Genomic DNA, 19171 nt, shown 5'->3' on the forward strand with positions numbered 1-19171 from the left:
ATATGTCTTTGAAGCTTGGCGTCATCGGCACCGGGGCCATCGGCCAGGACCACATCCGTCGTTGCAGCCAGACCTTGCTCAACAGTCAGGTAGTCGCGGTCACCGACATCAATTTGCAGCAAGCGGCCAAGGTCGTTTCCGATCTGAAGCTGACTGCCGAGGTCTATCCCGACGGTCATGCGCTGATCAAGGCGCCGGAAGTCGAAGCGATCCTCGTCACCTCCTGGGGGCCGAGCCACGAAGAGTTCGTATTGGCAGCGATTGCCGCAGGCAAACCGGTGTTCTGCGAGAAACCGCTGGCGGTCACCGCCGAAGGCTGCCGCAAGATCGTCGAGGCCGAAGTGGCCCATGGCAAGCGGCTGGTGCAGGTCGGTTTCATGCGTCCGTACGATGAAGGGTATCGCGCGTTGAAATCAGTGATCGACAGTGGCCAGATCGGCGAACCGTTGATGCTGCATTGCGCTCACCGTAACCCCACGGTGGGCGAGAACTACAAGACCGACATGGCGATCACCGACACGCTGATCCATGAGCTGGACGTGCTGCGCTGGTTGCTCGACGACGATTACGTTTCGGTGCAGGTAGTGTTCCCGCGCAAGAGCAGCAAGGCCCTCGCGCATTTGAAAGACCCGCAGATCGTTCTGCTGGAAACCGCCAAGGGCACACGCATCGACGTGGAAGTTTTCGTCAATTGCCAGTACGGCTACGACATCCAGTGCGAAGTGGTGGGGGAGACCGGCATCGCCAAACTGCCGGAGCCGTCCCAGGTTCAATTGCGTAGCGGGGCGAAGTTGTCCAACGCGATTCTGATGGACTGGAAGGATCGCTTCATCGCGGCGTACGACGTCGAGTTGCAGGCGTTCATTGATGGTGTAAGGGCCGGGCAGGTGGGTGGGCCTTCGGCGTGGGATGGCTTTGCTGCCGCTGTCGCCGCCGATGCATGCATCGAAGCGCAAAACAGCGGGGCGATCGTCAACGTCGCACTCCCTGATCGCCCCCGCTTCTACGGCTAACAATTATCCCCTGTGGGAGCGAGCCTGCTCGCGATAGCGGTGTATCAGGCGACATCAATGTGGAATGTACCGCCGTCATCGCGAGCAGGCTCCCTCCTACAGGGTTTGCGTTCTTTCAGGGGAAATACGTGTATGCGCATCGGACTTGTCGGTTACGGCCATGGCGGCCGGTTTTTCCATGCTCCGCTGATCAGCAGTTTGCCAACGGCGACCTTCGTGGGCGTGGTTACCCGCTCCCCCGAGCGCCGACAATTGCTGGCCGCGGAGCATCCCGGCGTGCCAGCCTTCGACAGCATCGGCCAATTGGTGGAAGCCGGAATCGATGTGTTGGTAGTGTCGACACCACTCAAGGGCCGCCCGGCACTGGTGCTCGACGGCATTGAGTACGGTGTGGCAGTGGTCAGCGACAAGCCGTTCGCTGCCGATGCGCAACAGGCACAAACCCTGATTACCATGGCCGAGCGCCAGGGTGTGCGGCTCAGCGTCTATCAGAATCGGCGCTGGGATTCGGATTTCCTCACCGTACGCAAACTCATCGAGTCCGGCGCGCTGGGCCAGGTCACCCGTTTTGAGTCGCGGATCGAGCGCTACTCGCCGCAGTCGGTGAACAACGGCAGTGGCGGCGGCTTCCTGCGGGATCTGGGCAGCCATCTGGTGGATCAGGCGTTGTTGCTGTTCGGTCCGGTGACACGGGTCTATGCCGAACTGGATTACCTGGAGAAAGGCCAGACGTTCGATAACGGCTTTTTTATGTCCCTGACTCACGCCAGCGGTGTGACCTCGCACCTGGGTGGCAGTTGCCTGCAAAACACCCCCGGCCCGCGCTTTCGGGTGACCGGCACACAAGGCTGTTACAGCGTCGATGGTCTGGACGGGCAGGAGGCGTCGGCGCTTGCCGGGCTCTCGCCTAAAACCGAAGGCGAACGCTGGGGCGTGGAGGAGCACCGACGCTGGGGCTGGTTCGAACAGGGCGAAGAGCGCGAACGGGTTCCCTCCGAGCGGGGCTGTTGGAATCAGTTCTATTTACAGCTACAAACCGCGTTGCAGAGCGGTGGCCCACTGCCTGTGGACGCCCGTGATGCACTGGCGACCACCCGTGTGCTAGACGCCGCGCGGCTGAGTTTCAAGCGCCATCAAGCGGTGGAGTTGAGCCCGTTCGAAAGCCATGGAATAAAATCAGAATAAAATTCTAAAATTGGTTGATATAGAAAATATTTTCCAATAAAGTCATTTCCAGCGAGCTGCCTCGCGTTATGTTTCAACACTTTTCCTGCTTGTCCGCTTACTGAAATCGTCACGCCTCATCCATAAAACCAACAAGAATGTGGAGAAAGACTTTTCATGAAGACCAAGATCCGTTTTGCCTCACTTGCCCTATCCCTGATGGTCGCCAGCGGCGCTGTGCTGGCCGATGTGAAGATCGGCGTCAGCATGTCCCAGTTCGATGACACCTGGCTGACCTATCTGCGTGAGTCCATGGACAAGAAAGCCAAGTCCTACCCCGACGGCGTCCAGCTGCAATTCGAAGATGCCCGCAGCGACGTGGTCAAGCAACTGAGCCAGGTCGAAAGCTTTATCAGCCAGAAAGTCGATGCCATCGTGGTCAACCCGGTGGATACGGCCGCAACCAAAAAAATCACTGAAGCCGCCGTGAAGGCCGGTATTCCGCTGGTCTACGTCAACCGCCGCCCCGATGACCTGAACCTGCCCAAAGGTGTGGTGACTGTCGCTTCCAACGACCTGGAGGCCGGTGAAATGCAAATGCAGTACCTGGCGGACAAGATGGGCGGCAAGGGCGATATTGTGATTTTGCTGGGCGACCTCGCGAACAACTCCACCACCAATCGCACCAAGGGCGTCAAGGAAGTACTGGCCAAATACCCGAACATCAAGATCGAGCAAGAGCAGAGCGGTATCTGGCTGCGGGATAAAGGCATGACCCTGGTCAACGACTGGCTGACCCAGGGCCGCAAGTTTGACGCGATCGTCTCCAACAACGACGAAATGGCCATTGGCGCCGCGATGGCCCTGCAACAGGCGGGCGTCGAAAAAGGCAGTGTGTTGATTGCAGGTGTCGATGGTACGCCGGACGGTTTGAATGCCGTGAAGAAAGGCTCGCTGGCGGCTTCGGTGTTTCAGGACGCCAAGGGGCAGGCCGACGGTTCCATCGATACTGCAGTGAGAATGGCGAAAAACGAGCCGGTCGAGTCGGCTGTCTGGGTGCCGTTCCGCCTGATCACACCGCAAAACGTTGACCAGTTCAAATAGTCCGTCCGTTCAATAACAACAATAAGTACGCAAGGTGGCGAGCGCGACCTTGCTGATGGAGTACCTGATCATGTTCGCTTCAGCGACTGCTTCGAGCACCCCTTTGAAGGGTGCCCAGCCCACTGCAACACCTGTCGATGAGCCGTACCTGCTGGAGATCGTCAACGTCAGCAAGGGTTTTCCCGGTGTAGTGGCGTTGTCCGATGTGCAGCTGCGGGTGCGCCCCGGTTCCGTGCTGGCGCTCATGGGCGAAAATGGCGCCGGCAAGTCCACCCTGATGAAAATCATCGCCGGCATCTACCAGCCAGACGCCGGCGAACTTCGCCTGCGGGGCAAGCCGGTGGTTTTTGAAACGCCGCTGGCGGCGCTTCAGGCCGGGATCGCAATGATCCACCAGGAACTCAACCTGATGCCGCACATGAGCATCGCCGAAAACATCTGGATCGGTCGTGAGCAGCTCAACGGCTTCCACATGATCGACCACCGGGAAATGCACCGCTGCACGGCGAAATTGCTGGAGCGCCTGCGGATCAACCTCGACCCCGAAGAGCTGGTCGGCAACCTGAGCATCGCCGAGCGGCAGATGGTCGAGATCGCCAAAGCCGTGTCCTATGACTCCGATATCCTGATCATGGACGAACCGACTTCGGCCATCACCGACAAGGAGGTCGCCCACCTGTTTTCGATCATTGCCGACCTGAAAAGCCAGGGCAAAGGCATCATCTATATCACCCACAAAATGAACGAAGTGTTCGCTATCGCCGATGAAGTGGCGGTGTTCCGCGATGGCGCCTACATAGGCCTGCAGCGGGCCGACAGCATGGACAGCGACAGCCTGATTTCGATGATGGTCGGTCGTGAGTTGAGCCAGTTGTTTCCGGTGCGCGACGAGCCGATTGGCGATCTGTTGCTGTCGGTGCGCGACCTCAAGCTGGATGGCATCTTCAAAGGCGTCTCTTTCGACCTGCATGCCGGAGAGATCCTTGGCATTGCCGGGTTGATGGGCTCCGGACGGACCAACGTGGCCGAAGCGATTTTCGGCATTACCCCGAGCGACAGTGGCGAGATTCGCCTCGATGGCGAAGTGGTGCGCATCAGCGATCCGCACATGGCGATCGAGAAGGGTTTCGCACTGTTGACCGAGGATCGCAAGCTCAGCGGCCTGTTCCCATGCCTTTCGGTACTGGAGAACATGGAAATGGCGGTGCTGCCGCACTACGCCGGCCACGGCTTCATTCAGCAGAAAGCCTTGCGGGTGTTGTGCGAAGACATGTGCAAGAAGCTGCGGGTGAAAACCCCTTCACTGGAGCAGTGCATCGACACCTTGTCCGGCGGCAATCAGCAGAAGGCCTTGTTGGCGCGCTGGCTGATGACCAACCCGCGAATCCTGATTCTCGACGAGCCGACCCGCGGTATCGATGTCGGCGCCAAGGCCGAGATTTACCGACTCATCTCCTACCTCGCCGGCGAAGGCATGGCGGTGATCATGATTTCCTCGGAACTGCCGGAAGTGCTCGGCATGAGCGACCGGGTGATGGTCATGCACGAGGGCGAACTGATGGGCACCCTCGACCGCAGCGAAGCGACTCAGGAACGAGTGATGCAACTGGCCTCGGGCATGTCCTCGGTTCATTAATGATGCGGGTGGTGGCTACGGCCGCCGTCGATGACGCAATAGAAAGGTGAGTGGCTATGAACGCGATACTGGAAAACAAACCGGCAGCGGCACCGGCCAAGAGTCGCCGGCGCTTTCCGACCGAGCTGAGCATCTTCCTGGTGCTGATCGGGATCGGCCTGGTATTTGAAATGTTCGGCTGGATCGTGCGCGACCAGAGCTTCCTGATGAACTCCCAGCGGTTGGTGTTGATGATCCTGCAAGTGTCGATCATCGGCCTGCTGGCGATTGGCGTGACCCAGGTGATCATCACCACCGGCATCGACCTGTCGTCGGGCTCGGTGCTGGCCTTGTCGGCGATGATCGCTGCCAGCCTGGCGCAGACCTCGGATTTCACTCGGGCGGTATTCCCGTCGCTGACCGACTTGCCGGTGTGGATTCCAGTGATTGTCGGGCTCGGCGTCGGGCTGCTGGCGGGGGCAATCAACGGCAGCATCATTGCCATCACCGGGATTCCTCCGTTCATTGCCACCCTGGGCATGATGGTCTCGGCCCGTGGCCTGGCGCGTTACTACACCGAAGGCCAGCCAGTGAGCATGCTGTCGGATTCCTACACGGCGATCGGTCACGGCGCGATGCCGGTGATCATTTTCCTGGTGGTGGCGGTGATCTTCCACATCGCGCTGCGCTACACCAAGTACGGCAAATACACCTACGCCATTGGCGGCAACATGCAGGCGGCGCGTACGTCGGGTATTAACGTCAAACGCCATCTGGTCATCGTCTACAGCATCGCCGGGTTGCTGGCGGGACTGGCGGGCGTGGTGGCTTCGGCCCGTGCCGCCACCGGGCAGGCCGGGATGGGCATGTCCTATGAGCTGGATGCGATTGCCGCAGCGGTCATCGGCGGCACCAGCCTGGCGGGCGGGGTGGGGCGCATCACCGGCACGGTCATCGGCGCACTGATCCTTGGGGTGATGGCCAGCGGGTTCACTTTCGTCGGGGTCGATGCCTACATCCAGGACATCATCAAGGGCTTGATCATCGTGGTCGCGGTGGTCATCGACCAATACCGCAACAAGCGCAAACTCAAGCGCTGACATTGACTGCCAGTAGCGGGGGCCGGCTCTGGCTCTCGCTGCCATGTCCGTTGCCGCCTTGTCTCGCAAGCCGCGCATGTGGAGGTCGGTCAGGTAGTGATTCAAGTAGAGATAGTCTGTCGCAAAATTTTACACAGGGGCCCTCTGTCTGCGACGAGGCGGTTCCATTTTTTTATTAAGTAATTGTAATTTAAGGAGTTTATGTCTTTGGCGTGAAAAGTGCTGGTGATTGATGTCAGGGGGCCAGTACTGCTTGCTGAGCTGACCCGATCCACGTTGCCGTCGGGTTCCGCCGTCAATGCGCGCATCGTCGGACCTCAACCAGTATCTCCGCACAAGGACTGCTTCAATGCCTCTTGACCGACTTTCCATCCAATGGAAGATCACCTTGCTGACCGGCTTCTGTCTGGTGGCTATCGTTGCCATGCTCATCGGCATCTCGCTCTACCGCATGGGGGCCGGGACCACGCTGGTCAAGGCGAGCAGTGCGCAGATGCTCGAAGCATCGGCCCGCGAACGCATGCAAGGGGAGGGCAAGGTTCAGGCGTTGACCATCCAACGTTACTTCATGTCGGCCTACCAGGATGGCCTGAACTTATCCCGCGAAGTAATGCGCCAGCGGCGCCAGGCGCAGAAACTGAATCTGGACGGCCAGGCCCTGCGTGATTCGCTCAACCAGCAGATCAAAGAGGCGTTGCAGGCCAACCCGCAACTGCTCAGCCTCTACCTGGTGTTCGAACCTGATGCGCTGGGCGGAGACGATTCCGCCTTTGCCGGCCATGCCGAAACGGGCAGTAACGAACAAGGCCGATTCGCCACTTACTGGGCGCAGCGCGGTGCAAGCCTGAACACCCTGGCAGTGACCGAAGACATGATCAGCGACGCCACGCCCATGCTCGACGGCAGCCCTTTCAATACCTGGTTCAACTGCCCCAAGCAAAGCCTTAAGCCCTGCTTGTTGAATCCCTACTTCGATGACGCTTCGGGGCAGAAGACGCTGATCACCACCTTGACCTTTCCGGTCATCGAGAACGGTCGCATGATCGCGGTGGTCGGCATGGACATCAGCCTGAGCAATCTTCAGCAGTTGGCGACGGCGGGCAGTCAGGGCCTTTATCAGGGGCAGGGCGCCATCAGTATCCTCAGCCCGGCCGGCTTGCTGGCCGGTCACAGTGTGGACGCCGGCCTGCTCGGCCAGAGCCTGTCCAAGGCCTACCCGGGCGAAGCGGCCGAGCTGCTGGACTTGCAACGTCAGGGGTTGGGGCATGAGCAGCAGACGAACGACCATTTGCAGGTGCTGGCACCGCTGCAACCCATTCCAGATGCCAAGCCCTGGGCCGTGTTGCTGGACGTGCCCATGACGACCCTGCTGGCGCCGGCCATGGCCTTGCAGAACGATCTGGACGTGCGCAACACCCAGGGAACCTGGCTGGAGCTGCTGCTCGGGATAGCCGCCGCCATCGCCGGTCTGCTCCTGGTGTGGCTGACCGCGCGCGGCGTGACCCGACCGATCCTTGGGGTCGCCAGCATGCTCAAGGACATCGCCAGCGGTGAAGGCGACCTGACCCGTCGCCTCGACTACTCGCGCAAGGACGAGCTGGGCGAACTGGCCGGCTGGTTCAACCGCTTCCTCGACAAGCTGCAACCGGTGATTGCCGACGTGAAGCGTTCGGTGCAGGACGCCCGCAGCACCGCTGACCAGTCCGCGGCGATCGCCAGCCAGACCAGCTCCGGCATGCAGCAGCAATATCGCGAAGTGGACCAGGTGGCCACGGCCTCCAACGAGATGAGCGCCACCGCCCAGGATGTCGCCCGCAGCGCGGCGCAGGCCGCTGAAGCGGCGCGTGGTGCCGACCTCGCCACCCGCGAAGGCCTCGGCATCATTGGCCACACCACCAGCGCCATCGATGCTCTGGCTCGCGACATGAGCAGTGCCATGGCGCAGGTCGAAGGTCTGGCGGCCAACAGTGAACAGATTGGGTTGGTGCTGGAGGTGATCCGCAGCATCGCCGAGCAGACCAACTTGCTTGCCCTTAATGCCGCCATCGAAGCTGCGCGTGCCGGTGAGGCCGGGCGCGGCTTTGCGGTGGTTGCCGATGAGGTGCGCAACCTGGCCAAGCGGACCCAGGACTCGGTGGAGGAAATCCGTCAGGTCATCGAAGGTTTGCAGAAGGGGACCCGCGAAGTCGCCAGTTCAATGAACAGCAGCTACCAGCAAGCACAGGGCAGCGTCGTACACGTCGAACAGGCGGTCGCCGCCTTGCGTCGAATCGGCGAATCGGTATCGGTCATCTCCGACATGAACCTGCAGATTGCCAGCGCCGCCGAGGAGCAGAGCGCCGTGGCCGAAGAGATCAATACCAACGTGGCGACCATCCGTGATGTCACCGAGTCCCTTTCGGGGCAGGCCGAGGAATCGGCCCAGGTGAGCCAGGCGCTGAACCGCCTGGCCAACCATCAGCAGGGGCTGATGCAGCAATTTCGGGTTTAGTCTGGTTCAGGGCGTGGGTGAAGGCCATTGATGCGATTCACCCTCGCATTCCTTGCACCAGGCTAACGCAACAGATGCACGGTCAAACCGACGAGCGCGCAGGCCATCAGCACCTGAATGACGCCCCGCTTGAAGCGGAACAAGGCAACCGCCGCCGCAATCGCGATCAGCGCGGAGGGCCAGTCGAGGTTGCCGCTGAAGCCTGTTGGCCAAAGCACGTGATAGCCGAAGAAGCACGCCAGATTGAGGATCACTCCAACCACGGCGGCTGTTATGGCGGTAAGCGGTGCCGTGAACTTGAGTTCGTTGTGGGTCGACTCCACCAGCGGGCCACCCGCGAGGATGAACAGGAACGAGGGCAGGAAGGTGAACCAGGTCACCAGCGAGGCCGCCACGGCCCCGGCCATAAACACCTGATCGGCTCCGAACACTTGCGAGACATAGGCACCGACAAAGCCGACAAAGGCCACGACCATGATCAGCGGCCCCGGTGTGGTTTCCCCCAGCGCCAGCCCGTCGATCATCTGTGTCGGGGTCAGCCAGCCATAGTGTCCGACCGCGCCCTGGTAGACATACGGAAGCACGGCATACGCACCGCCAAAGGTCAGCAACGCAGCTTTGGTAAAGAACCAGCTCATTTGAGTCAAGGTGCCTTCCCAGCCGAAGAGGAGGGTCAAGATGCCCATTGGCAATGCCCAGAGCGTGGCGCCGATAAGTGCGAGCGACGCCAGTTTCAGCCAGTTAAAACGGGCATGCTCAGGGGTGGGGGTGTCGTCATCGATCAAGGCTGGCCCGAAGGATTTTTTGGCGGAACCATGGCCCCCGGTCCTGAACTTCTCGGGCGCCAGGCGCCCTCCGACATAGCCGATCAAAGCGGCGCTCAGCACGATCAGCGGGAATGGAACGTTGAATGCGAAGATCGCGGTAAATGACGCCGCCGCTATCGCCCACAGCCAATTGTTCTTCAGTGCCCGAGAGCCGATCCTGTGTGCCGCTTGCACCACGATGGCCGTCACGGCGGGCTTTATCCCATAGAAGAGCCCGGCCACCACGGGCATTTCGCCGAACGCGATGTACATCCACGACAACGCAATCAGGATGAACAGCGAGGGCAACACAAACAGTGCACCCGCAATGACTCCTCCCCATGTCCGATGCATCAGCCAGCCAATGTAGGTCGCCAACTGCTGAGCCTCAGGCCCGGGCAGCAACATGCAGTAGTTGAGGGCATGCAAAAATCTGCGCTCCGAAATCCAGCGCCGCCGTTCTACCAACTCCTGGTGCATGATCGAGATCTGTCCTGCCGGCCCGCCGAAACTGATGAAGCCGAGCTTTAGCCAGAACCAGAACGCCTCACGCAAACTGACCGGCTGAGGCCTCGACAGATTCTCGTCAACGTCCAATGTGGAAACCTTACTCATCGGGTTGTTCCTCTTTCACAAATTCGTCGAGCAGGCCGTCGAAGATGGCGCTTGCCGCAGCGAGCAAGTAGTCGTCATGGGAAATGGTTTCACGCAGCCCTGCCAGCACCCGTTCGAGAGCTGATGCAGGCAGGGCGAAATCGTCCTCAAGCGGCGCTATCCAGCACCGAGCCTTGTTGTACGAACCGGTCGATCAACCACCTTGCCGCAGGGCCCGGTGGCAGATCCGTACGGTAGATGACGTCGAAGGTATATTGGCCGCTTTTGTATTCCGGTATGTTCAATTGCACGAGCCGGCCGCTCTCCAGATCTTCCTGGACCATCGGCAACGGCATGTTCCCCCAACCGATGCCTTCACGCAGCAGCATGTGCTTGGCACCCAGGTCCGCCAGGCGCCAGGTGCGGTTACTGAGCACGGCGAAATCCTTGCCTTTGGTCAGAAGCGAGCGATCGGACAACACCAGTTGCGTGAACTCTCGCCCGGCGCCCGGCACATTCGAGTCGCTTGAAGCCAGTGGATGATTCGGGGCTGCCACCGGAATCAACTCCACGCTGCCGACGCCAATTCTTTCGATACCGTCGATGCCTTCGTTCATCGGCCCACTGACGCCGACGATAGCACCACGGTTGATCACCAGTTCCGTGACGGCGCCGAGCGCTTCCATATGCAAGTGCAGGGCAACCGTAGGAAATTCTTCGCGAAAGGATTTGAGTGCGTCGACCACGCGCTCCGGGGGAAGCATCACATCGAGCACCACGTGGACTTCGGCTTCAAGCCCCTGAAGCAGCCCTTTCACTTTGGCGCGTAAACCATGAATGCCATTGGCGATGGTCCGGGCTTCGGCCAGAACGGTGCGGCCAGCGTCGGTGAGCTGCGGCTTGCGTGTCGTCTGACGGTCGAACAGCGACACGCCGAGCTGCATTTCCAGGTTGGCAATCGAGTAGCTGATGACCGAAGTGGCTCGATGCAGCTTTCTGGCAGCCGCTGCAAAACTGCCAACTTCAACGACCGTCAGGAACACGCGCAGTTGGTCCAGTGTCGGTGTTCCGGGATCAGAAATCATGCGTGTTTCCTCGAACGTAATGGTCAATATTATCCCGGTATTGCTAACCGTTTCATCAGCATGGATCGCCTGCCCGGCTTGCGCTTTCAACCCGACCCTCAGGGAAACTGAAACGCCAGACAGATAAGCGCAAAGCCCCGACAGGGTGAGCAAGGCTCCTAAAGAGTGGCGGGTCGCAATCGGCGACAGTTGAGTCGTCGATTGCGACACCCCCATACGTTCAGGCGTATGCGCAGCGGCTGGAATTATTCAGCTGCGCTCTTAACAGGAGAAACAAGATGACTGATTTCATTCCTACCCCCAACGAGATCGCCGGCAAAGTCGTGATTGTGACGGGCGCCGCCAGCGGTATCGGCCGTGCCATCGCCGAGCTGTTTCATGCCCGTGGCGCCAGGATCATAGCCGAAGACATCAACCCTGAAGTGAATGCACTTGAGCGCCCGGGGCTGGTGCCTTTGGTGGCGGATATCACGGTCGATGGTTCGGCTGAACAGGCTGTTGCACTGGCCGTTCAACACTTCGGCAAGCTCGATGTGCTGGTCAATAATGCGGGGCGGATCATCTACAAGCCTCTGGTCGAGATGACCCGCGAGGACTGGAGCTGGCAGATGGAGACAAACGTGACGGGTGCATTTCTCCATTCCCGCGAAGCGGCGAAAGAAATGATGAAGAAAAAGTCAGGCGCTATCGTCAACATTGCCTCCTATGCCTCTTACTTTGCCTTCCCCGGTATCGCGGCCTACACCGCGTCGAAAGGGGCACTGGCGCAGTTGACCCGGACCCAGGCGCTGGAAGCGATAGAACACGGTATCCGGGTCAACGCGATTGGCGTGGGTGACGTGGTCACCAATCTGCTCAATCACTTCATGGAAGACGGCCCGGGTTTCCTGCAAGAGCACGGGAAATCCGCCCCCATTGGCCGTGCCGCCTCGCCCGGGGAGATCGCCGAAATCGTGGCATTCCTGGCCTCCGAGCGCGCCAGTTTCATTGTCGGCTCGGTGGTCATGGCCGATGGCGGCATGAGCATTCCCGTGGGCGGTTGATGGGTCGGTTGTACCTGCGGCACGGTGCACGCCGTGCCGCGTTTTTCATTTGCGGTAGTGACTGGGCAGGACGCCGACTTCCCGTTTGAACGCTTGAGAGAAATGGCTGGCGCTGCTGTACCCGACTTCCAGTCCGGCATCGATGATGCTCATGTCGGTTTCAATCAGCAGTTGCCTGGCTTTGGTCATTCTCAACCTGATGAAGTAGCGCGAGGGTGAAAGCCCCGTGGCGCGTTTGAACAGGCGGCTGAAGTGGTACTCGCTCATGCCGGCTTCGTCGGCCAGGTCACCCAGACAAAACGCCTCACTCAATGACCTCTCCATCGCGTTCAGCACACGCTTGAGCTTGAAGGCCGGCAGGGCGTTGCGCTGCACGATGTTGTCCGCTTGCGTATCAAGATACCGGCGCGCCAGATGCACGGCGATGCACTGGGCGATGCCTTGCATCAGCAGTGGGCTGGATTCTCCCTGGGCAGTCAGTTCAACTCTGAATTGTTCGAACAGCACTGACAGCGCTTCATCTCGACCGCCGGATATTTCCCGCAGGCAAATCGCACCGGTGACCTCTTTGTGGGTTTCCTGGATTGCACGTTCAAGCAATGGCAGACCGAGGTAAATGTGCATCACCACGAAGGGCTCCGCACTGTTCACGTGCCAGCGCATTTCGTAGGGCACAGCACTGGTGGTCAGGAAAAAATCACCCTTTGTCACCTCACTCGCCAGCCACTCTTTGCCGGGCTCCCGTTCTTCAATGGTGGCGCTCCCGCAAAGCACCCAGACAATCAGCGGTTCAGCCACGGCGGGAACGACAAAGCTCTGTTCGATCCTTTCCCGGGTAAAGATCTGCACCAGCACATCGTTGGAAAAAACATCCTCGGAGGCGGCCAGGCGCTGACCGCGAATGTGCGATTCCAGGCCTGTTGCAGAGGTTCGCTCAACGATTTGCACGATTGAACTTCCTGTTGATGGGGGGAGTTACTTGCCTATTTATTCGAATCTAATGATCTAAATTAGTCGGCTATTCAGAGGAGAGGGCAAGACGCAAAATTTCTTCACAGCAGCGATTCATGGCGAGTCGCACAAACTTTGAAGGAAATACCTCATGACTACTTCTGCAAACATCGCTCATTCCACCGGCTCTGAACAGAGCCGCCGCGACGTGGCCCAAGCCTCGGCTTCGTTGATCGGCCGCGTACTGCTCAGCGCAATCTTCATCCTCTCCGGTTTTTCGAAACTGGCCGCTCCCGCGATGATGGTCGGCTACATCAGCTCCGTGGGTCTTCCGCTTCCGGAACTGGCGCTGGCGTTGGCGATCATTGTCGAAGTCGGTGGTGGCCTGGCACTGATCGCCGGTTACCGCACTCGCACCGTTGCCGCTGTACTGGCCGTGTTCAGCGTATTTACCGCACTGGCTTTCCATAACGCACTGGGCGATCAAAACCAGTTCATCCACTTCTTCAAGAACATCGCGATGGCTGGTGGCCTGTTGCAGGTCGTGGCCTTCGGTGCCGGTCGCTTCAGCCTCGACGCTCGCCGTCGTTGAACCGGTAAGTCGCAGCCCGTTATCCCGACAGGATCAGGCAAGTTGTCAGAAGGATCTGACTAACTGGCTGCCCACCGTTATCCCTAATCTGGACTGGCAGCGAGACACCGCTCTCGCGTCACCAGCCACTCAAGTGAGGGATTAGGGTCATGTCGAATATTTCGAAAAAAGTCGTTCTGATTACGGGCGCGAGCAGCGGAATAGGTGAGGCGACAGCGCGCCTGTTGGCCAGTAGCGGTGCACATGTCGTGCTCGGGGCACGTCGTACGGAGCGCCTCGAAATACTCTGCGCGCAGATCAATTCCAGCGGGGGAAGTGCCCACTTCCAGGCATTGGATGTCACCCGTCTGACCGACGTACAAGCATTCGTGGATTTTGCGTTGAATCTGCATGGCCGGGTCGACGTATTCGTCAATAACGCCGGGGTCATGCCGCTGTCGAAACTCGAGGCGCTGAAGGTCTCTGAATGGGATCAGATGATCGACGTCAATATTCGCGGCGTCTTGCACGGTATCGCGGCAGGTTTGCCGTTGATGCAAAAACAGAAATCAGGCCAGTTCATCAACATTGCATCGATTGGCGCCTACACCGTCAGCCCAACGGCGTCGGTCTACTGCGCGACGAAGTTTGCAGTGCGCGCCATATCTGAGGGATTGCGTCAGGAGGTCGGCGGGGACATTCGTGTCACGGTGATTTCACCCGGCGTAACCGAGTCCGAGCTGGCCGAGAGCATTTCCGATGAAGGCGGGCGTGCCGAGATGCGCGAGTTCCGCAAGATCGCCATCCCGGCAATGGCCGTCGCTCGCGCTATCGCTTACGCCATCGAACAGCCTGCCGATGTGGATGTCAGTGAGCTGATTGTCCGCCCGACCGCCAGCGCGTTCTGAACAGAGGACTTGAACATGACGGTAAAAAAATCCGCTGATCAGGACAAGTATGTCGGTATGTGGGTCACGGCAGACGGACTCATCCGCCATGAGCTCTTGCCGGGTGGCCGGTACGATGAAGCCCGGGGCCGGAAGGCGAGTGCCTACCAGGGGCGGTATTGGCTGGAAGGTGACCACATCGAGTACGTCGATGACACCGGGTTCACGGCTGATGGCGACTTCCGCGACGGGATTCTGTACCACGCGGGCATGATTCTTTATCGCGAGGTGTAGAGGCCTGCCACTGCCGTGACGGGGTGCCCGCAATGGGTGCCGTTACTGATGCACAGGCGAAGAGTCGGCCGCATTCATCTTCTGGATGACCAACTCGATGAACGCTGATACCGCCAGCGGCAACTGTCGGCGGCTCGGATACAGCACGTTCAGGCCGTAACCGTTGGGTTGGTATTGAGGCAACACCGGGACCAGTGCGCCGGCCTCCACCTCAAGCTTGGCCATCACCGGCGGCAGCAGCGCGATGCCGAGGCCCGCCACGGCGGCCTTGCGCAACGCCTGGGCGGTATTGCCGCTGAAGCGTCCGCTCACTTGCACTTCTTCCTCACCGTTCGGGCCGACCAAGCGCCAAGTGGCATGGCCGCCTGGATGCGCCGAGATCACACAATCGTGGTTTACCAGGTCATGCAGCGTGCGGGGTGAACCCCGCGCCGCGAGGTAGGCGGGGCTGGCGACCATCCCGACGCTGCGCGGGTCAAGGATCTGACGACCGACATAGCCTGAATCGCGCAAGGGGCCGCCGCGAAAGGCGACGTCGATCTGCTCGGCGATCAAGTCGGCCTTCGCGTCGCTGAGCACGAAGTCGAGTCGCACGCGCGGATGCGCGGTCAGAAACTCCGTCACCCATTGCATCTGAAAAAAGTCGAAAAAGTCGGCCGGGGCCGCCACGCGCACCCGACCACTGGGCTCGTGACTGCCCGTCATCAACGCCTGTCCCGCTTCGAGCAGGCCCTCGACGGCGCCCACGCAACGCTCATGAAAGCCAAGGCCGGCACTGGTGAGCGTGAGCTTGCGAGTGGAGCGCTGCATCAGCCGAGTGCCGAGCTGCGTTTCGAGCTGCTGGATGCGCCGACTCACGGTATTGGGGGGCATGCCCAGCTGTCGCGCGGCTTCTGCAAAGCTGCCGCAACGTACTACCTGCACAAACATGGCGATGTCATTGAGGTCGAGCATGGCGAGACATTCCTGATGCTGGTGGACGAGTGCAATCCAATTGTACCGGCTTATCAAGTAATCGTTCCGGGCCTATTGTCTGGAGCATCGGGCCGAAAGGCTTCCAACTTCGAGTCATCATGATGTCCTTTAAGCAACAACCTCAGATCGATACACAAGAAACCGTTACCCAGCGGGCCATCCGTTACCGCACCACCGGCAATGGGCATGGCGCGATTGTCCGGTTGATGAGCCCCTCAGACCTCGGCCAACTGCTCAAGCCTTTTGTGTTCCTTGACCTGTTTGAAGGCGAGAGCTCGTTCATCAACGGCATGCAGATGCATCCACATTCCGGCATCGCCACGGTCACCGTCATTACCGAAGGGAATTTGCGTTTTGAGGAGGCGGATTCGGGTTCGGGGATGATTGACTATGGTGGTGTCGAATGGATGCGCGCGGGTGGCGGGGTCTGGCATGGCAAGGAAATGTCGGTCGGTACATCGAAGCGCATTCAGGGTTTTCAACTGTGGGTTGCACTCCCGCCAGCGCTGGAAAATGCCAGTGTCGATAGCCAATACCTGGAGTCAGGCGTGATGCCAGAAGTGGGGCCGGCGCGTGTGATTCTAGGTGCATACCAGGGTGTCCAAAGCCCGGTTCGCGCTCCCGCCGGCATGAACTACCTGCTGGTCACGCTACCTGCCGGAGAATCCTGGAGTTATGTGCCGCCCACGGGTCATGAGTCGTTGTGGTTGAGTGTCAGTCGTGGATCGCTTTGCGCTCCGGAGGTGGTCATGGCGGGAGAAATGGTCGTTTTCGAACCCGGTAGCGGCACCGTTACGCTCAAGGCCATGCACAAGGAAACGGTCTTCGTGATCGGCTCCGCGCAGCCACATCCTTATGATCTGGCGCTGGGAAGTTACTCGGTGCATACCAACCCGCAAGCCTTGCGGGCGGGGGAGGCAAAAATTGCCGAGATCGGTGCACGGCTGCGTGAATACCTGAAAAAGCCGAGCGGGTCAGCCAGCGTGCCCGTTTTCAAGTAACCCGGCTTTCAGGTGATTAAACCGGTGTTGCCTGACCGCTCGTGCAGGGCGAGCGGGGGCAATGAACAACCTGTATCAGCTGAAGCGAATATCCAGTGAGCGAAGATGCGTCTGCAGCCCCGCGTCCTGAATCGGGATCAGGAACGCTTCCTGATCCGACTCGTTGAAGTGGGCGTGCCAGTAGCCAGGTGGCGTTACAAAAGCCAACCCCGGGGCCCAATCCACGCGAACCGGGTTACGTATCTGGCCATCGGCATCCAGCTCGGTGCCCACCAGTGAGTAGCAACCTGCCGGGCAGTCGATGATGAAATCCAGCGCAATGGACTGATGCCGGTGAGGCTTCTGGATCGAGCCGGCAGGCAAGATTCCATACATTGCCCAGAGCACATGGGTCACGGTTCGGGTTTGAGGAAAATTGCGATTAGCCAACAAAATGCTGATACGGCTGCGGTCTTGCGCGCGCGGGTCATCGGCCGCTTCACGCAGCTTCGCGTTGGCTGTATGCGCCGGATACAACGTAGGCATGAACCGATCGATGCTGCGGGTCACGCCGAGATAACGCAGCAGTGGTTCGTCATGCACGTAGTAGAGACGGGCATCCTCGGTCGCGCTGAAACGGGCGTCCAGAAGACCCGGCAGCGCAATGAAGCAGCCTTTGGACCATTCAAGGGTGTGCTCGCCCTGGGTGACTTCGCCTGCGCCGGCAATCACATAAAAAACCTGCGAGGTGGCGTTGGGCTGGAGCGTAAGGTTATCGCCCGCATTGAGGCGGATGAAGTTTGCACAAAGCCCGGGCCCGGTTGCCGGCCCTTCACAGCCCAGTGCTTCGCTCAGGTCCAGCGGTACGATCCGCGAGGGGCCAGTGGCACAGAGTGACGCTGGAAAGTTGTGGTAGGGAACGCGGGTAATGAGCTTGGCGCTGATCGGATTCGCCGCTTTGCTGTACTCGAAATACTCGGCTTCCCGCTCGTTTGTCGGCACGGCGTCTACTGCATCGATCCTGAATGTGCTGTTCACGGTTATCACCTCGATCTTTGATCCTTTGACGCAGCTTCTGTTGGATTGCTGTCAGAAGCTGCGAGGGGGGTTACAACGGGAAGTGGTGATTATCGGTTGACCATTTTCGCCGGTACGAACACCAGGATGATCATGGCCGAGACGAACACGCAGCCCGCGACAATGACCAACCCTGTGGTCATCGATTGCGTCAGGTCCTTCAGGTAACCGTGCATTGCAGGGCCGGCGAAGCTGGCCAGATTGCCCGTGGAGTTAATCAGCGCAATTCCGGCCGCCGCACCTGCACCGCCCAGAAACGAGGTCGGCAGCGCCCAGAACATGGGCAGTGAGGTGATGATCCCGGCAGTCGCGATGATCAGACCGGTAATGGCCAGCCAGGGTGTCAACGGGAAGAACGCGCAAATCAGAAAACCAGGCACGGCCACCAACAGCGGAATGATTGCATGCCAACGGCGCTCCCGATGGCGATCAGAGCTTTTACCGGCCAGGTACATGCCCAGCAGTGCCGCCAGATAGGGCACCGCCGAAATGATCCCGATCGTTCGCGGGTCGGTAATGCCGGAGTTGCTGATGATGCTTGGCTGCCAGAAGCCAATGGTGCTGGTGCCCATCACGAGCAGGAACAGAATGGCGCACATCAGCCAGACCCGACCGCCGAGCAATCCTTGACGCACCGAGCTGTGGGTTTTGGAGCGGTTGTCCTGGCTGATTTCTTCGGCAACCAAGGCGCGTTGTTCTTTGCTCAGCCAATGAGCGTCGTCGACTTTGTCGGTAAGAAAGAACATCACGACAAAACCCAGTATCAGTGCCGGTGCGGCTTCGATAATGAACAGCCATTGCCAGCCGGCCAGCCCATGGACCGCGTTCATGGTGTGCATGATGTAGCCCGACACCAGGCCGCTGAGGATGCCGGACACCGGATTGCCCGCCATCAGCAGCGCGACCATCTTGCCCCGGCGATGGGCCGGAAACCAAAGGGTGAGATAGAGCACGATGCCGGGGAAAAAGCCTGCTTCGGCGATGCCCAGGAAAAACCGGGCGATGTAGAACTGCATCGGCGTCTGAACCAGTGCAGTCGCTGCCGAGATGAGCGACCAGGTGATCATGATCCGGGCGATCCAGCGTCGCGCGCCGACGCGGTGCAGGATCATGTTGCTGGGCACTTCAGCGAAGAAGTAGCCAATGAAGAAAACACCGGCGCCCAGGCCGTAGACCGCATTGCTGAAGGACAAATCGTTGAGCATGGTCAGCTTGGCAAAGCCGACGTTGATCCTGTCCAGGTAACTGACGACATAGCAAAGGAACAACAGCGGCATGAACCGCCACATGATTTTCTTGAACGTTGATTCGGCGAGGGCAGGGTCCTGTACGCCGATGTGCTGTTCTGCGGTATTGAGGATAGTCATCGCTGACTCCTTGTTATTTTTATGGAGTGCTCGTGATATCAATGCCCTGTGATC

The 19171-nt window shown here is 59.6% G+C and carries 17 protein-coding genes and 2 pseudogenes; 12 read left to right on the forward strand and 7 right to left on the reverse strand.

What is annotated here, in order from left to right; genetic code table 11:
* The first annotated feature begins 2 nt into the window (after nt 1–2).
* From KGB25_RS13530 to KGB25_RS30590, 7 genes and pseudogenes are all read left to right on the forward strand, one after another.
* On the forward strand, nt 3–1013 hold the full coding sequence (locus tag KGB25_RS13530) for a Gfo/Idh/MocA family protein (RefSeq protein WP_008039111.1): 1011 nt from the start codon (nt 3–5) through the stop codon (nt 1011–1013).
* Between the two features lie 132 nt (nt 1014–1145).
* A complete protein-coding gene (locus tag KGB25_RS13535) occupies nt 1146–2198 on the forward strand; it encodes a Gfo/Idh/MocA family protein (RefSeq protein WP_192228358.1) in 1053 nt (350 codons plus the stop codon).
* A 156-nt stretch (nt 2199–2354) separates the two neighbouring features.
* Nucleotides 2355–3281 (forward strand): sugar ABC transporter substrate-binding protein, encoded by a 927-nt coding sequence (locus KGB25_RS13540; RefSeq protein ID WP_008039109.1) that lies wholly within the window; start codon nt 2355–2357, stop codon nt 3279–3281.
* Between the two features lie 70 nt (nt 3282–3351).
* On the forward strand, nt 3352–4917 hold the full coding sequence (locus KGB25_RS13545; protein ID WP_008039108.1) for a sugar ABC transporter ATP-binding protein: 1566 nt from the start codon (nt 3352–3354) through the stop codon (nt 4915–4917).
* A 56-nt stretch (nt 4918–4973) separates the two neighbouring features.
* Entirely contained in the window at nt 4974–5996 is a 1023-nt protein-coding gene (locus KGB25_RS13550; protein ID WP_008039101.1) for an ABC transporter permease, read from the forward strand.
* A 610-nt stretch (nt 5997–6606) separates the two neighbouring features.
* Nucleotides 6607–7629, forward strand: a pseudogene (locus tag KGB25_RS30585) (HAMP domain-containing protein); the annotation flags it as partial.
* A 102-nt stretch (nt 7630–7731) separates the two neighbouring features.
* Nucleotides 7732–8487 (forward strand): methyl-accepting chemotaxis protein, encoded by a 756-nt coding sequence (locus tag KGB25_RS30590; protein WP_411736698.1) that lies wholly within the window; start codon nt 7732–7734, stop codon nt 8485–8487.
* A gap of 62 nt (nt 8488–8549) precedes the next feature.
* Here the strand turns inward: KGB25_RS30590 and chrA are convergent, their stop codons facing one another.
* The 3 genes and pseudogenes from chrA to KGB25_RS13570 all read right to left on the reverse strand — a co-directional run bounded on the left by chrA (nt 8550) and on the right by KGB25_RS13570 (nt 10972).
* Entirely contained in the window at nt 8550–9908 is a 1359-nt protein-coding gene (gene chrA / locus KGB25_RS13560; RefSeq protein WP_223435184.1) for a chromate efflux transporter, read from the reverse strand.
* Nucleotides 9901–10035 (reverse strand): annotated as a pseudogene (locus KGB25_RS13565) (chromate resistance protein); the annotation flags it as partial. The pseudogene KGB25_RS13565 and the gene chrA, both read right to left, overlap by 8 nt.
* Before the next feature lie 19 nt (nt 10036–10054).
* On the reverse strand, nt 10055–10972 hold the full coding sequence (locus KGB25_RS13570) for a LysR family transcriptional regulator (RefSeq protein WP_008024727.1): 918 nt from the start codon (nt 10970–10972) through the stop codon (nt 10055–10057).
* Between the two features lie 278 nt (nt 10973–11250).
* Between KGB25_RS13570 and KGB25_RS13575 the strand changes: the two genes are divergently transcribed.
* Nucleotides 11251–12015, forward strand: coding sequence for an SDR family NAD(P)-dependent oxidoreductase (locus KGB25_RS13575; protein WP_223435190.1), 765 nt, complete (start codon nt 11251–11253; stop codon nt 12013–12015).
* Nucleotides 12016–12060: 45 nt separating this feature from the next.
* Here the strand turns inward: KGB25_RS13575 and KGB25_RS13580 are convergent, their stop codons facing one another.
* The gene (locus tag KGB25_RS13580; protein ID WP_223435192.1) at nt 12061–12963 is read right to left on the reverse strand and encodes a helix-turn-helix domain-containing protein; all 903 of its coding nucleotides are present in this window, start codon (nt 12961–12963) and stop codon (nt 12061–12063) included.
* Nucleotides 12964–13117: 154 nt separating this feature from the next.
* Between KGB25_RS13580 and KGB25_RS13585 the strand changes: the two genes are divergently transcribed.
* From KGB25_RS13585 to KGB25_RS13595, 3 genes are all read left to right on the forward strand, one after another.
* Nucleotides 13118–13558, forward strand: coding sequence for a DoxX family protein (locus KGB25_RS13585; RefSeq protein WP_223435194.1), 441 nt, complete (start codon nt 13118–13120; stop codon nt 13556–13558).
* Nucleotides 13559–13707: 149 nt separating this feature from the next.
* Nucleotides 13708–14445 carry an SDR family oxidoreductase gene (locus KGB25_RS13590; RefSeq protein ID WP_223435196.1) on the forward strand — a complete coding sequence of 246 codons (738 nt, stop codon included), beginning with the start codon at nt 13708–13710 and terminating at the stop codon, nt 14443–14445.
* A 15-nt stretch (nt 14446–14460) separates the two neighbouring features.
* Complete coding sequence (locus tag KGB25_RS13595; protein ID WP_008039090.1) at nt 14461–14718, forward strand: Atu4866 domain-containing protein; 258 nt, start codon at nt 14461–14463, stop codon at nt 14716–14718.
* 42 nt (nt 14719–14760) lie between these two features.
* Here the strand turns inward: KGB25_RS13595 and KGB25_RS13600 are convergent, their stop codons facing one another.
* Complete coding sequence (locus KGB25_RS13600) at nt 14761–15672, reverse strand: LysR family transcriptional regulator (RefSeq protein WP_207284588.1); 912 nt, start codon at nt 15670–15672, stop codon at nt 14761–14763.
* A gap of 122 nt (nt 15673–15794) precedes the next feature.
* Here KGB25_RS13600 and KGB25_RS13605 point away from each other — a divergent pair, with 122 nt between their 5' ends.
* The gene (locus KGB25_RS13605; protein WP_223435251.1) at nt 15795–16694 is read left to right on the forward strand and encodes a pirin family protein; all 900 of its coding nucleotides are present in this window, start codon (nt 15795–15797) and stop codon (nt 16692–16694) included.
* A 75-nt stretch (nt 16695–16769) separates the two neighbouring features.
* On the opposite strand, the gene KGB25_RS13610 is transcribed toward KGB25_RS13605, so the two are convergent.
* Together KGB25_RS13610 and KGB25_RS13615 are read right to left on the reverse strand one after the other, a co-directional pair.
* The gene (locus KGB25_RS13610; RefSeq protein ID WP_192228351.1) at nt 16770–17711 is read right to left on the reverse strand and encodes a cupin; all 942 of its coding nucleotides are present in this window, start codon (nt 17709–17711) and stop codon (nt 16770–16772) included.
* A gap of 89 nt (nt 17712–17800) precedes the next feature.
* On the reverse strand, nt 17801–19117 hold the full coding sequence (locus KGB25_RS13615) for an MFS transporter (protein ID WP_192228350.1): 1317 nt from the start codon (nt 19115–19117) through the stop codon (nt 17801–17803).
* Nucleotides 19118–19171 lie beyond the last annotated feature (54 nt).

The organism is Pseudomonas sp. BF-RE-21, assembly GCF_019947305.1.
In the GTDB taxonomy this organism is placed as follows: domain Bacteria; phylum Pseudomonadota; class Gammaproteobacteria; order Pseudomonadales; family Pseudomonadaceae; genus Aquipseudomonas; species Aquipseudomonas migulae.

Coding starts and splice junctions, on each gene's coding strand:
- KGB25_RS13530 (WP_008039111.1), top strand. CDS start 3: ATGTCTTTGAAGCTTGGCGTCATCGGCACCGGGGCCATCGGCCAGGAC.
- KGB25_RS13535 (WP_192228358.1), top strand. CDS start 1,146: ATGCGCATCGGACTTGTCGGTTACGGCCATGGCGGCCGGTTTTTCCAT.
- KGB25_RS13540 (WP_008039109.1), top strand. CDS start 2,355: ATGAAGACCAAGATCCGTTTTGCCTCACTTGCCCTATCCCTGATGGTC.
- KGB25_RS13545 (WP_008039108.1), top strand. CDS start 3,352: ATGTTCGCTTCAGCGACTGCTTCGAGCACCCCTTTGAAGGGTGCCCAG.
- KGB25_RS13550 (WP_008039101.1), top strand. CDS start 4,974: ATGAACGCGATACTGGAAAACAAACCGGCAGCGGCACCGGCCAAGAGT.
- KGB25_RS30590 (WP_411736698.1), top strand. CDS start 7,732: ATGCAGCAGCAATATCGCGAAGTGGACCAGGTGGCCACGGCCTCCAAC.
- chrA (WP_223435184.1), bottom strand. CDS start 9,908: ATGAGTAAGGTTTCCACATTGGACGTTGACGAGAATCTGTCGAGGCCT.
- KGB25_RS13570 (WP_008024727.1), bottom strand. CDS start 10,972: ATGATTTCTGATCCCGGAACACCGACACTGGACCAACTGCGCGTGTTC.
- KGB25_RS13575 (WP_223435190.1), top strand. CDS start 11,251: ATGACTGATTTCATTCCTACCCCCAACGAGATCGCCGGCAAAGTCGTG.
- KGB25_RS13585 (WP_223435194.1), top strand. CDS start 13,118: ATGACTACTTCTGCAAACATCGCTCATTCCACCGGCTCTGAACAGAGC.
- KGB25_RS13590 (WP_223435196.1), top strand. CDS start 13,708: ATGTCGAATATTTCGAAAAAAGTCGTTCTGATTACGGGCGCGAGCAGC.
- KGB25_RS13595 (WP_008039090.1), top strand. CDS start 14,461: ATGACGGTAAAAAAATCCGCTGATCAGGACAAGTATGTCGGTATGTGG.
- KGB25_RS13600 (WP_207284588.1), bottom strand. CDS start 15,672: ATGCTCGACCTCAATGACATCGCCATGTTTGTGCAGGTAGTACGTTGC.
- KGB25_RS13605 (WP_223435251.1), top strand. CDS start 15,795: ATGTCCTTTAAGCAACAACCTCAGATCGATACACAAGAAACCGTTACC.
- KGB25_RS13615 (WP_192228350.1), bottom strand. CDS start 19,117: ATGACTATCCTCAATACCGCAGAACAGCACATCGGCGTACAGGACCCT.